Origin of the sequence: Actinoplanes sp. URMC 104 (genome assembly GCF_051386375.1) — a bacterium.
In the GTDB taxonomy this organism is placed as follows: Bacteria; Actinomycetota; Actinomycetes; order Mycobacteriales; family Micromonosporaceae; genus Actinoplanes.
The window spans coordinates 22,426-35,880 of record NZ_JBPQTO010000002.1; the positions used below are offsets into that span (position 1 = coordinate 22,426).

Annotated in this window: 6 protein-coding genes; 1 reads left to right on the forward strand and 5 read right to left on the reverse strand. The window is 72.3% G+C overall.

The genetic code is table 11. The features are described 5' to 3' along the window. Positions 1 to 108 precede the first annotated feature (108 nt). Positions 109 to 2,499, forward strand: coding sequence for an EAL domain-containing protein (locus ACSNN8_RS01015; RefSeq protein WP_436646245.1), 2,391 nt, complete (start codon positions 109 to 111; stop codon positions 2,497 to 2,499). On the opposite strand, the gene pulA is transcribed toward ACSNN8_RS01015, so the two are convergent. Genes pulA through ACSNN8_RS01040 form a run of 5 tightly spaced genes read right to left on the reverse strand, consistent with a single transcriptional unit; the run spans position 2,496 to position 13,262 of the window. Next, positions 2,496 to 7,814 carry a pullulanase-type alpha-1,6-glucosidase gene (pulA, locus tag ACSNN8_RS01020; RefSeq protein ID WP_436646247.1) on the reverse strand — a complete coding sequence of 1,773 codons (5,319 nt, stop codon included), beginning with the start codon at positions 7,812 to 7,814 and terminating at the stop codon, positions 2,496 to 2,498. The genes ACSNN8_RS01015 and pulA overlap by 4 nt on opposite strands. Before the next feature lie 11 nt (positions 7,815 to 7,825). Continuing rightward, positions 7,826 to 9,577, reverse strand: coding sequence for a glycoside hydrolase family 13 protein (locus ACSNN8_RS01025; protein ID WP_436646248.1), 1,752 nt, complete (start codon positions 9,575 to 9,577; stop codon positions 7,826 to 7,828). After that, the gene (locus tag ACSNN8_RS01030; RefSeq protein ID WP_436646250.1) at positions 9,574 to 10,416 is read right to left on the reverse strand and encodes a sugar ABC transporter permease; all 843 of its coding nucleotides are present in this window, start codon (positions 10,414 to 10,416) and stop codon (positions 9,574 to 9,576) included. Before ACSNN8_RS01030 ends, ACSNN8_RS01025 begins: the two co-directional genes overlap by 4 nt. Further along, the gene (locus ACSNN8_RS01035) at positions 10,413 to 12,008 is read right to left on the reverse strand and encodes an ABC transporter permease subunit (protein WP_436646251.1); all 1,596 of its coding nucleotides are present in this window, start codon (positions 12,006 to 12,008) and stop codon (positions 10,413 to 10,415) included. The genes ACSNN8_RS01030 and ACSNN8_RS01035 overlap by 4 nt, the downstream gene beginning before the upstream one ends. Next, positions 12,009 to 13,262: a sugar ABC transporter substrate-binding protein gene (locus tag ACSNN8_RS01040; protein WP_436646252.1), complete on the reverse strand. Its 1,254-nt coding sequence runs from the start codon at positions 13,260 to 13,262 to the stop codon at positions 12,009 to 12,011. Positions 13,263 to 13,455 lie beyond the last annotated feature (193 nt).

Consider the following 13,455-nt stretch of genomic DNA (forward strand, 5'->3'; position numbering starts at 1 on the left):
CTCCCCGGAAGACCGGCATGGGCGGCGGCGAGCCGATAACTCTCACTTCACCCCGGGGCCCGCCGATCGGGAAAGGGAAGCTCGCGCGGCGGAACGGGACACGGTGGGATGAACGTACGGCAGAAGCTGCTCGGCGGCTTCTTCGCGGTGGCCGCGATGGTGGCGGTGACCGGCGGCATCGTGCTGCACGCCGACGCCGAGACGACGCGGCGGGCCGCGGTCACCGAGGCGGAGCAGGTCGCCCGGGGAATCGCCAAGGACGTCGCCTTCGGCCTGGCCGTGGACACCCCCGGCGAGGAACCGCCGCCGCTGATCGACCAGCCCATCGCCCTCGAGGCCTACCTTCAGCGCCTGCACGACCTGCAGGACCGCGACATCGTCGTGGTCGACACCGGCAAGAGGATCCGGGCGGACGCCGTGCCCGAGAACGTCGGCACGGTGTTCGACCACGACACCGGCAACCAGGTCGGGCTGACGATCGCCGACGGGCGGCCCCGCGTCTTCGTCGAGAAGAGCGTCGACTACCCCGCCGGCATCCAGCAGGTCGTCGTGCCGCTGACCGGCAAGAACGACGTCCAGCTGGGCGCGATCATCCTCGAGTACACCCCGCTCTACGAGCAGATGGAGGCGGTCACCGGGCGGGCCGAGCGGATCATCGTGGTCGCCGGGGTGATCTGCATCGTGCTGGTCCTGACGCTCGGCGCGGTCACCACGGAGTCGATCATCCGGCGGATCCGGGCCCTGACCCGCGCGGTCGAGAGCATCCGCGACGGCGACTACTCGCAGCGGGTGGCGCTGGGGCGGCGCGACGAGATCTCGCGGCTCGGCGACGCGTTCAACGACATGGCGTACCGGCTGGACCGGTCGGCGCGCGAGATCCTGGCAAAGGAGTACACCGACCGGATCCTGGCCAACGCGGGCGAGGGCATCTGCGGCGTGGACGCGCGCGGCCGCATCACGTTCGCCAACGACGCGGCGGGGCGGATCACCGGGCTGGGCGTGGACGGCCTGCTCGACCTGGAGGCCAGCACGCTGCTGCCGGACGCGCACGAGCGGGCCGAGGTCACCCTGCAGCGGCCGGACGGCAGCTCGGTGCGGGTGGAGTACACCGTCAGCCCGATCACCAAGGAGGACCGGCGGATCGGCGCGGTCGTGGTGCTGCGCGACGTCACCCGGCAGCGCGCGCTCGAGCGCGACCTGCGCCACCAGGCCCTGCACGACGCGCTGACCGGGCTGCCCAACCGCAAGCTGCTGCTCGACCGGCTGGACCACGCGATGAGCCGCGCGCGGGCGACCGGCGAGCACGCCGCCGCGCTCTACCTCGACCTGGACGGGTTCAAGAAGGTCAACGACAGCCTCGGCCACAACGCCGGCGACCTGCTGCTGCGCACGGCGGCCGAGCGGCTGACCGCGGCGCTGCGGCCGCTGGACACGGTGGCGCGGCTGGGCGGCGACGAGTTCGCCGTCCTGCTGGAGAACGCCGATCAGCGCACGGCCGAGGCGCTGGCACAGGCCTGCGTCGACGCGCTGTCCGAGCCGTTCCTGCTGCACGGCCGCGAGGCGGTGGTGAGCGTGAGCGTGGGCGTGGTGCCCGGCGCGCAGCTCTACGGCGACGCGGACGAGGTGATGCGCAACGCGGACGTCGCCATGTACGCGGCGAAGGCCCGCGGCAAGGCCTGCTTCCAGGTCTTCGAGACCCGCATGCACGAGCAGCTGCTGGATCGGCTGGACAGCGAGTCCCGGCTGCGCGACGCGGTGCACCAGGGCCAGCTGCGCGTCGACCTGCAACCCGTGGTGGAGGTGGGCACCCGGCGCACCCGCGGGGTGGAGGCGCTGGTCCGCTGGGCCGACCCCGAGCGGGGGCTGCAGCAGCCGGGCTCGTTCATCCCGCTGGCCGAGGAGACCGGGCTGATCACCGAGGTGGACCGGTGGATGCTCAACGAGGCCTGTGCGGTCGTGCGGAGGTGGCAGGAGACCGCGCCCGCCACGGCGCCGGAGTGGGTGAGCGTCAACCTGTCCGCGGCCAACCTCGAGGTGCCCGACCTGACCGACCGGGTGGCGTACGCGCTGGCGAGCACCGGGCTGCCGCCGCGCTGCCTGGTGCTCGAGCTGACCGAGACGGTGCTCATGCGCGACCTGGCGGTGACCGCGGGACGGCTGCAGGAGCTGCGCGAGCTGGGCGTGCAGATCGCGATCGACGACTTCGGCACCGGGTACTCGTCGCTGGGCTACCTGCGGGACATCCCGGTCGACGTGCTCAAGGTCGACCGGTCGTTCATCACCGGGCTGGCCGGCAACGAACGGCAGCAGCAGCTGGTCAGCGCCGTGCTGCAGCTCGGGCACACGCTGGGCCTCAAGGTGGTGGCCGAGGGCGTCGAGACCGAGGAGCAGCTCGATCTGCTCGCGGCGATGGGCTGCCGGTACGCCCAGGGCTACCACCTGGGCGTACCGGAGCCCGCGGCGACCTTGATCAGCAAGGACGCCGTGACCGTCGGCTAGCGCTCGACGAACACCGCCGCGGTGCGGGCCGGCACGGTGAAGGTGCCGGTCGCCCTGGCGAACGAGGCCGGCCCGGCCAGCGAGCGCTGGACCGGGTGCAGCGTGACCGCCTTGCCGGCCAGCGCCGGGACGGTCTGGGTGGTGGCCGCCGAGGTGCCGTTGAAGACCACCGTCACCGATCTCCACTTGCGGTCGATCCCCCGTCCGTCCAGGGTCATCGTGACGACCCCCGGGGTCTCGCCCGCGCCGGAGAGCGGGAACGACAGCCTCTTGCGCACCTCGGCGGCGGTCGGCAGGCCGAAGACCGGCGACGAGCGGCGGATCCTCAGCAGTTCCTGGTAGCGGGTGTCCGCGAGCGCCACGTCGGCGCACGACGGGACGAGCGCGGGGTCGGCCAGCAGCGGCCGGGCGTACGGCCACTTGTCCTGGTTGTCCGCGGCGGGCGGCAGGCCGCGGCCGAACCCGTTGCCGTCGGCGCAGTCCCAGACGATCTGGTTGAACCAGTCCCCCGAGTCGAACGAGTTGCGGTCGAGCGACTTGGACCGCAGCCGTTCGCTGCCCGCGGCGGCGAACCCGGCGCCCTGCCCGAGGACCGTGGTGGCCAGCGCGACCGACTGCGCCCGGGCCCGGTCGGCGCCCGTGGTGGCCTGCGGCAGCTTGAACGCCAGCGCGTCGTACAGGATCTCGTTGTCGTGCGCGTCGACGTAGGTGATCGCCTCCCCCGGCGCCGCCGTGTAGCCGGCCGGCGAGCCGTTGTAGTCGATCTGCGCGCCGGTGACGGTGGCGCCGGACGATCCGACGAACTCGTACGACGCGAGGTTGCCGGTCAGCCCGACCTTGATCAGGTCCTGGTAGTGCAGCAGCCGCGCGCGTTGCTCGGCGGCGGTGCCGTTGACCGCGTCCCCGTTGGGAGCGCTCAGCAGCCCCGTCGCGAAACCCTGCACCCGCGGCGCGTCGAACGGGCCGCCGCCGCGCACGGCGTCGCGCAGCCGGTCGTTGAACGTGGCGATCCCGGTGCCCGCCATGTTCGCCTGGGTGGCCTGCACGAACCGTGCGCCGCCGGCCACCTCGCCGAAGTCCCACCCCTCGCCGTACAGGTTGATGGCCTTGCCGTCCACGCCGTCGCGCGCCACGGTCAGCCGGTCGAGCGCCGCCCGTACGGCCAGGATATTGGCCTTGGGGTGGTGGCCCATGAGGTCGAAGCGGAAACCGTCCACCTTGTACGCCCGGGCCCAGGTGACGATCGAGTCGACGACCAGCTTGCCCATCATCGCGTTCTCCGGCGCCGTGTTCGCGCAGCAGGTGGAGTTGGCGACCGTGCCGTCGGCGAGCAGCCGGTGGTAGTAGCCGGGCACGATCTGGTCGAGCACGGACCTCGGATCGGTGCCCGCCGCGGCCGTGTGGTTGTAGACGACGTCCATGACCACGCGCAGCCCGGCCCGGTTGACCCCGGCGACCATCTGCCGGAACTCGCTGGTGCGCCGGTCGGGATCGACCGCGTAGCCGCCCTCGGGGACCGTGTGGTGCAGCGGGTCGTAGCCCCAGTTGTAGCCGTCGGTCGCGGCCACCTGGGCGATGCACCGCTGCTGCTCCTCGGAGTCGGGCGGCAGCGAGGGCAGGTCGCACGGCGGCTGCTTCTGGTCGGCGCGCCGCTCGGGGATCGTCGCGAAGTCGAACACCGGCAGCAGGTGCAGGTGGGTGACCCCGGCGTCCGCGAGCGCCGCGAGGTGCTTCATGCCGGTGGTAGAGGGATCGGTGAAGGCCGCGTACGTGCCGCGGCGCCCGGCCGGCACGGAGGCGTCGGCCATGGAGAAGTCGCGCACCGACAGCTCGGAGATCTGGATCCGTGCCGCGGGCACGGCGGGCGGCTTGCGCAGCGACGACCAGCCCGCCGGGGCGAGCGCCGGGTCGGCCAGGTCGACGATCCGGCTGAGCTTGGAGTCGGTCGACAGACCCAGGGCGTACGGGTCGGTGACCGCGGCCGTGACCACCTTGTTCGCGGCGGGCTGCCACGCGGTGACCCGGTAGCGGTAGTACCTGCCCTTCCAGGACGCCGGGCCGCGCACCGACCAGACGCCCGTACGGTCGTCGCGTCTCATCGCCACGGTCGCGGGCTGCGACGCTGCGGTGTCGGACAGCTCCAGCTCCACCCGCCGGGCCGTGGGCGCCCACACCGACAGCGTGGTGCCGACCGGCCCGAGCCGCGCGCCGGCCGCCGCGTCCGCGTAGAGGTCGTCGAGCACGCCGGCGGTCTGCACGCCGGTCGCGGCGAGCAGCTTGCCCGCCGCGTCGCGTTCGGCGACGGCGACCTGGCCGCGCAGGATCTCCTTCACGCCGGCGCCCGGCGGCAGGCGGAAGGCGTCGTACTGCCACAGGTGCGGGAAGCGGGCGCGCTGGGCCTCGGTCAGCCGCCCGGCGGTCAGCCTGAGGCCGGCGGATGCGGCGGCCGGGTCGCCGATGCCGTCGCGGGCGTGCTGCAACTCGTACACCTTGCCGTCCGTGGATCCGCCGCGCTGCCAGGCGATCGTGCTGCGGTCGAGCCACACGGCCGACGACTTGGTCAGGTCCACCACGCCGCCCGCGCCGGTGCGGGGCACGACCGGGGCCAGCCGCGGCGACACCCCGGCGAGCAGCCAGATCTCACCGGGCGCGGTCCGCTGGTCGTCGGGCAGATCCTTGGCATCTCCCTTGTGGATGATGTAGTTCACGCCGGTGGCGCCGGCCGCGAGCGGCACCTTCCAGTACGCGCCGAACGTGTCCGTGCCCGTTGGCGGCAGCGGCGACGCCCAGTCGGTCGCCGTGGCCGCGCCGTCCCAGACGTGCAGGCCCCAGCCGGAGTAGTCACCGCCGGGGCGGCGGTAGTGGATGGTCGCCGTGCCGGGATCGGGTTCGCCGGCGGCGGGCGGGGTGGTCGTGATCGCCGGGTTCCCCTGCTCGAGCCAGATCTCGGGAGTCTTCGAGGGGTCGAACGAGCGGTCCGCCTCGACGTCCTTCACCCCGTCCTTGCCCACCACGACGAAACCGACGTTCGTGGCGTCCGGGGCGAGCTTCACGTACGCGAACCGGCCGTACGCGTCCTCGCCGGTGAACGGCTGCCCGGCGGGCCACGTGGTCGTCATCGAGGGGTCGACGTCGCCGAAGACGGACAGCGCGTGGTCGTCGTAGCCCCCCGCGGGCCGCTGGTAGTGCACCACGGCGTAATCGGGGCTCGTCGCAGTCGTGGGCGTGCCCACCTTGATGGACGTGGTCGCGGAGGCCAGGCGGCCCCGGCTGTCGCGCACGACCGCCTTGTAGCGCACGGTCGTGCCGCCCGCCAGCCCGGTGAGGTCGTGCCAGGCCTCGTCCGTTCCCGATCCGACGAGCTGCCACGGCCCGTCGCCGACCTGGGCGGCGAAGGTGACAGTGGCGAGCGGGTCGCCGGTGGTGACGGTCGTCAGCTTCGCGCGGGCGGCCACAGTGGATCCGGCTGCGGGGCTGAGCTCGATGGTCGGCGCGGCCGACGGGGACGCGATGGGCTTGTCCGCCTTGAGCGCAACCGCCGACAGCGGGGGCACGGTGATGGTCAGCTTGCCGTCCGCGGCGGCTGCGGCCACCGCGGACGTGCCGTAGATGCCACGGAACGTCGTCGACGACGACCACGTGGGGAGGGTGACGGTCTGCGCAGTGGTCGCGCTGTTCGCCGCCACCACGTACTCGAGCCGCTGCCTCTGGTCGAGCCGGGACGCGGCGAAGACGCCCGGCCCGTCGGCGGCGTGCCGGGTGACCTGGATTCCGCCGCGCAGCGCGGGGTTGGCCTTGCGCAGCGCGCCGAGCGAGGCGATCGTGCGGTACAGCGGGTGCGTGGTGTCGTAGTTGTCCACCGCGTGGGTGCGGTCGGTGCCGAGCAGGTCGTCGTCGAGGTAGTCGGCGGTCTTCGAGGCGAACATGTCCTGGCGGGCGTCCTTGTCGCCGCCCGGCCCGGTGAAGCCCTGCTCGTCGCCGGAGTAGACGACCGGCTGCCCGCGGGTGAGGAACATCAGCTCGTGCGCGAGCTGATCCCTGCGGAGTGCGTCGGCGCCGGCGGGGAGGAACGACCCGATGCGGCCCATGTCGTGGTTGCCGAGGAACGTGGGCAGCCGCCCGGCGTTCGTGTCGCGGGCGGTGTAGAGGTCGTCCTTCGCGTACAGGTCCGCCAGCGCCTTCGCCGAGCCGTTGCCGGCCACGAAGCCCTTCGCCGCCTCCTGGAACGAGAAGTCGAGGGTGGCGGGCAGGCCGCCGCGGCGCACGTAGGTGGACTCCACCTCCTGGTCGGCGCTGTAGACCTCGCCGAACATGAAGAAGTCCGGCTTGCCGGCGCGGGCCGCGGCCTTCTCGATGCCGGCGCTGAACTGCGGCCAGAAGTCGAGGTTCACGTGCTTGACCGTGTCGAGCCGGTAACCGTCGATGCCCGCCTCGGCGATCCAGTGGGCGTAGATGTCGGTGAGCCCGCGGACGACGTCGGGCCGCTCCGTCCACAGGTCGTCGAGGCCCGCGAAGTCGCCGTACTCGCTGTTCTCGCCGGTGTAGGTCGAGTTGCCGCGGTTGTGGTACATCGTCGGGTCGTTGAGCCATGCGGGCTTCTTGACCGTCCGGTCGGCCGGCGAGGCGAAGACCGGCGTGTACGGGAACGAGGCCGTGGACACCTTCGGGAAGCTGCCGACCATGCGGTCGTCGAAGGGGCGGCCCCGCGCGTCCTCGTACGGCTTGGTCGCCTTGTCGATGTAGTCGTATCTGCCACCGGCGTACTGGATGATGTCCGCGGTGTGGTTGGCGATGATGTCCAGATAGACCTTCATGCCGCGCCGGTGAGCGAGCCGGACGAGCTTCTTCAGCTCGTCGTTGGTGCCGAAGTGCGGGTCGACCCGGGTGAAGTCGGTGATCCAGTAGCCGTGGTACCCGGCCGACACGTCGGCGCCGCTGCCCTGCACGGGCCGGTTCTTGAAGACCGGCGCCAGCCAGATGGCGGTCGTGCCGAGGCCCTGGATGTAGGGGAGCTTGTCGATGACGCCGGCCAGGTCGCCGCCGTGGTAGAAGCCCTTGTCCGCGGGGTCGAGGCCGGTGGTGAGCCGGTCGCCGGTGAGCCCGCCGCGGTCGTTGGCCTGGTCGCCGTTGGCGAAGCGGTCGGGCAGCACGAAGTAGTACTGCTCGTTGTCCGCCGGCGCGTCGGCGCCCCAGGCGGCGATGGCGGCGTCGCCTGGTGTGGCGGGAGCGGCTCGGGCTTGCGAGGGCACTGCTGTCAGGAACGGGAGGAGCAGGCCGATCACGGCCGCCGCGAGGCGCCGCTTCGTTGAGACCACAGTGTCCCTCTCTACGAGGCCCAGACCTGCACGGCCGGGCTGAATCCATCGATGACGGTGGAACCGTCGGGTTCAATCCGCAACGGCTGCGCGCCGCCGTAGAGGTTCCCCAGGGTGGCGCCGGGAGCCAGCCCGGTCAGGCGTACGGGGTCGCCGGCCGCGCGCCGGACGGAGACGAGCACGGTCTGCGCGGCGCTCTCGCGCAGGAACACCAGGCTGTCGCCGCCGGCGTGCACCCAGCGCAGCCCGCCGCGGCGCAGCGCGGGCGACGACCGGCGCAGCGCGATCAGGTCGCGGTAGCGGCCGAGCGTGGTGGTGTCCCACGAGTCCGGCCGGTCCCACGGCATCGGCACGCGGGCCGACTCGTTGCCGCCGCCGGTCAGCCCGAGCTCGTCGCCCGCGAAGACCATCGGCGTGCCGGGCAGCGTGAACAGCAGGGCCGCGGCGACGTGCTGCCGCTCGGCGTCGCCCACGACCGTCCGGATGCGGGCCGTGTCGTGCGAGCCGAGCAGCAGCCAGGAGGCCTCCCACGAGCGCCACGACATCTGCGCCGCGAACGCCGACATGGTCGCCACGAGCGCCGCCGCGTCCGGCCGCTGCGGCTCCTGCACTGCGCCGGGGAAAGCGTCGTCCCGCAGCCAGCTGCACACCGGACGGGTGAAGCCGGCGTAGTTCATCGTGCCGTGCCAGCCGTCGCGGTCGAGGTCGCCGGTCGCGTCGTGGCCGTGCTCGGCGATCAGCAGGCCGTCCGGCCGGGCGTCGTCCACGGCCCGGCGCAGCATCGCGGCGACCTCGTGGTTCCAGTCGTCGGCGCCGAAGCGGGCGGTCATGTTCGCCACGTCGATCCGCCAGCCGGACAGGCCGTACGGCTCGGTCAGCCACCGCTGCACGATTCCGCGGAACTCCCGGCGCAGCTCGTCGCTCGCCCAGTTGAGCTTGGGCAGCGACGGCACGTCGAGCCACGAGACGTGGCCGCCGTCCGGCTTGGTGTAGTAGAAGTCCGGCCTGTCCGCGAACCACGGGTGCGAGTCGCCGGTGTGGTTGGTGGTGAGGTCGCCGATCAGCCGGATGCCGCGCTCGCGGGCCGCCGAGGCGAGCCGTTCCAGGGCCCGGTCGCCGCCGAGCAGCGGGTCGACCCGGTCGAACGCGGCGGCGTCGTAGCGGTGGTTGGAACGGGCCGGGAAGAACGGGGTCAGATAGATCGTGTCGGCGCCCAGCGCGGTGACGTGGTCGAGCCGGCGGGCGATGCCGTCCAGGTCTCCGCCGTAGAGGACCTGGGTGGCGTCCGGTCCGGGCACGACGGGCTCGTCCCAGGAGGCGCGGACGGCCCAGTCCGGGGTCTCGCGCTGTCCGGCTGCGGCCGACCGGGCGTACCGGTCGGGGAAGATCTGGTAGACGACGGCGTCGCGCGCCCACGCCGGCGCGGGTGGCTGGGCCACCAGCCGGAAGTCGGTGCTGTCCGGGACGTCGTACGCGGTCAGCCCGGATGCCGTCAGCCAGCGCACCCCGGAGGTGGTGCCGAGCAGAAAGCGGTAGCGGGTGACCGGGTTGTGCGCCACCAGCTCGGCCCGCCACCAGGTGTCGCCGTCCCGGCGGTCGACCACTGCCGAGGTGAAGACCGGCTCGCCGTCGCGCACCCACCGCAGGTGCACCCGCGACACCCCGGTGCCGCGCGGCACCCGCACGAAGACGGCCACCGTGTCGCCGAGCTCCGGCGCGGGGTTGCTGACGTGGAGCTCGCTGCCGTCGTGGTGCGGCCTCATCCCTTCACCGCCCCCGCCGTGAGCCCGTCGGTGATGGAGCGCTGCAGCAGCTGGAACACCACCACCGTGGGGATCGCGGTGAGCAGCGTGCCGGCGCAGAACATGCCGAAGTTGGTGTTGCGCTCCCCCGCCACCAGCCCCCACAGCCCCACCGCGAGCGTCTTGGAGCCCTGGTCGGTGAGGAACACGTTGGCGATGAGGAACTCGTTGATCGTGCCGATGAACGAGAGCAGCGCGGTGACCGCGAGGATCGGCGCGACCAGCGGCAGCAGGATGCGGAAGAAGACCTGCGCGTGCGAGGCGCCGTCCACCGTGGCCGACTCGTCGAGCTCGCGCGGCAGCGTGTCGAAGAACCCCTTCATCAGCCACGTGTTCACGCCCAGCGCGCCGCCGAGGTAGAGCAGGATCAGCCCCCACGAGGAGTTGAAGCCGATCGCGGGCCACAGGCCGGTGACCGCCGAGAAGATCAGGAAGATCGCGACGATCGCCAGGAACTGCGGGAACATCTGGATCAGCAGGATCGCCAGCAGGCCCGTCCGGCGCCCGCGGAAGCGCCGGCGGCTGAAGGCGTACGCGGCCAGGGCGGACAGGAAGACCGAGGCGCCCGCCGAGGTTGCCGCGATCAGCAGCGAGTTGAGGAACCAGCGGCCGAACGGAGTGTCGGACAGCAGCCGGGCGAAGTTGCCGAGCGAGGCGCCGGTCGGCACCAGGTCGCTCGAGGACAGCGTGCCGAGCGGGTTGAGCGCCGCCGACACCACGAAGACGATCGGCACCATCGCGAAGGCGAGCACGAGCAGGCCGACGCCGTGCCGCCAGCCCACCTGGCGCAACCAGGTCATGAGTGGACCTCCTCGAGGTGGCGGGTGCGCCGGAAGCTCGCGGCGGAGACGACGGCGACGAGCAGGAAGATGAAGATGCTGATCGCGGCCGCGAAGCCGTACTGCGCGCCGCCGCCGCCGAAGGCGAGCCGGTACGTGTAGGTGATCAGCAGGTCCGTTGCCCCGGTGGCAGGGTTGTCCGCGGGGAACGGCGCGCCCTCGGTGGTCAGGTGGATCGCGTTGAAGTTGTTGAAGTTGAACGCGAACGACGAGATCAGCAGCGGGGTGAGCGCGACCATCAGCAGCGGCAGCGTGATCCGCCGGAAGCCGGCCCACGCGCCCGCCCCGTCGATGCGCGCCGCCTCGGCGAGCTCGCGCGGGATGGCCTGCAGGGCGCCGGTGGCGACCAGGAACATGTACGGGTAGCCGAGCCACAGCTGCACGAGGATCACCGCGAACCGGGCCGAGGCGCTGCCGCCGAACCAGTCGACGTGGGCGCCGAACAGGTTGTTGACCAGCCCGAAGTCGGTGTTGAACATGTCCCGCCAGACCAGCAGCATCGCGAACGACGGCATGGCGTACGGCAGCACGAGCAGCACCCGGTAGGCGGTGCGCCCGCGGACCCGCGGGGAGTGCAACGCCATCGCCACGAGCAGGCCGAGCGCGAAGGTGCCGCCGGTCGACCCGGCCGCGAAGGCGAAGTTCCAGACCAGCGTACGCAGGAACGGCCCCGCGACGGCCGGCTCGGTGAGCACCCGCGCGAAGTTGCCGAGCCCGACGCCCACCTTCCACCCCTGGGTCAGCCGCTCGCCGTCCGCGGCCACGAAGGCGCCCACGTCGTCGTCCGCCGTCCAGATCCGCCCGGTGGTCGTGTCCCGGATGCAGTCACAGCCCTGGTCGTAGACGCGCCCGGCGCGGCCCTCGTACGCGCGGGACAGCCCGGACGAGCGGATCGCGCCGCCCGGCGTGGGCACGGCGAGCGCGATGATCTCGGCGCTGCGCCGGGCGGCCTGGCCCGCGGTGAGCACGGTGTAGCCGCCGGCCGCGGTGACCCGCCCGGTGCTGCCCACGGTGACGTCGTCGAGCGGCTTCAACCCGTCCGCGTCGCCCGCCGACACGCGGCGGGTGGCCGGGTCGGTGACGAGCAGGATCAGGGGGCCGGTGGCCGGGTCGCCGGTCGTCGCGACCGTCAGCGCGTACTGCGGGGAGCCCGGCACCTGCTTGACCGACGCCGTCTGGATGGCCACGACGGCGTCCTGCTTGCTGCCCCGGTGGCCGTCGCCGAAATTCGTGAAAGCCGTGCTCGCGGTGTAGAGCACCGGGAAGACCTGGAACAGGATCAGCAGGATCGTGCCCGGCGCCAGGTACTTCAGCGGAATGTGGCGCGGCGTCACATAGAGCCAGAGCAGCCCCGCCGTGGTCGCGGCGAGGACCGCCAGCCCGGCCCAGTGCCCGCCCCCGATCAGCGGGAACGCGGCCCAGACCGCGATCGCGACGGTGAGGCCGAGCAGCACGATCTTGACCAGCAGGCCGGTCGTCCGCGTCCGCGGCTCCGGTCGCTCGGGCACGGGGCGGGCCCGCGTGACGGGCCCGCCGAGCTTGGTCGCGGTCATCTACTTGATCGCGGCCGAGATGGTCCTGCCGGCCGCCGTCAGGGTCTTCGCCGGGTCGGCGCCGCCGATCACCGCGGCCTCCGCCTTGCCGAACGGGTCCCAGATCGCCGCCATCTCCGGAATCGCGGGCAGCGGCTGCCCGTCCTTGCCCGCTCGCACGAACTTCTCGAGGTCCGGGTCCTTCGTCTTGACCTGGTCGAAGGCGGCGGTGAGCGCGGGCGGCCGGGGCTCCGCCTCGTAGAGCGCGACGGCCAGCTCGGGCGTGGTGACGTAGTTGGTCACGAACTCCTGCGCGAGCGCCTTGTTCCTGCCCTTCGCGGCGACGTAGAAGGTCTGCACGCCGAGGAACGGGCGCGCCGGCTGTCCACCCCGGAACCCGGGAACGGCGCTGATGTCGTACCGGAGCCCGGCCTTCTCGACGTCGGTGACCGCCCACGGGCCGGACACCAGGAACGCGCACTTCTTCGAGGTGAACGTGGCGATCGAGTTCTCCGGGGTGATCGAGCGCTTGAGCGCGCCGTCGCCCTTCTCGCCGAGCGTCGCGATCTTCCGGAACGCCGCGACCGACCCGGGCTTGCCGACGCCGAGGTCCTCCGGGTCGTAGTCGCCGCCGGCCTTCGTGCCGAACAGGTAGCCGCCGGCGCTGGAGTAGAGCGGGTAGAGGTGGTACGCGTCGCCGACCTGGCCGACCTGCAGGCACAGCTTCTCGGAGACCTTCCCGGCCCGCTGGAGCTGGGTCGCGGTCGCCACCAGCGCCTCGATCGTGCCGGGCGCCTGCGGGGCGAGGGCGGTGTTGCGGATCAGGGCGAGGTTCTCCATGGCGTACGGGACCCCGTACGTCCGGCCGTTGAACGTGACCGCCTTGAGCGCGTTCGGGTCGAAGCTCGCGGTCTGCTCGGTGGACAGCTGCACCGGGTCGATCGCGCCGTTCTGCACGAGGTTGCCGATCCAGTCGTGCGCGCCGACCATCACGTCGGGGCCGCTGCCCTGCTGCGACGCGGTGACGAAGGTGGTCTGCTGGTCCTTGGAGATCGCCTGGACCTTGACCGCGACGCCGTTCTCGGCGCCGAACCGCTCGGCGAACGGCTTGAGCGCGGCGGCCCGCTTGTCGTCGGCCCAGATCACGAGCTCACCGGCGGCCTTCGGCCCCGCGGAGGCTCCGGTGCTTGCTTCGTCGTCGCCGCCACCGCCGCAGCCGGCCAGGGCCAGGGCGCAGGTCAGGGCGGCGGCTACACCCGAGGCACGGATGCGCATGGACGTCTCCCGTCATTTGTTGCTGAAGTTTTCATCACGAGCACCGCCGCTCACGACGGTGTTTTCGTTCGCCAATGTGGTGTTGCACCGCAAAATCCCAGCATGCGGCCCTGATCCGCAAGATCGACGGATGTCGCTCCCGCTGCGGGGACGGTAGCAAGAGCTTGCATTCAATGGAAGAGCTTGCAGGAAC

Excerpts from the sequence above, each read along its gene's own strand:
- ACSNN8_RS01015 (WP_436646245.1), top strand. The coding sequence starts at position 109 with ATGAACGTACGGCAGAAGCTGCTCGGCGGCTTCTTCGCGGTGGCCGCG.
- ACSNN8_RS01025 (WP_436646248.1), bottom strand. The coding sequence starts at position 9,577 with ATGAGGCCGCACCACGACGGCAGCGAGCTCCACGTCAGCAACCCCGCG.
- ACSNN8_RS01030 (WP_436646250.1), bottom strand. The coding sequence starts at position 10,416 with ATGACCTGGTTGCGCCAGGTGGGCTGGCGGCACGGCGTCGGCCTGCTC.
- ACSNN8_RS01035 (WP_436646251.1), bottom strand. The coding sequence starts at position 12,008 with ATGACCGCGACCAAGCTCGGCGGGCCCGTCACGCGGGCCCGCCCCGTG.
- ACSNN8_RS01040 (WP_436646252.1), bottom strand. The coding sequence starts at position 13,262 with ATGCGCATCCGTGCCTCGGGTGTAGCCGCCGCCCTGACCTGCGCCCTG.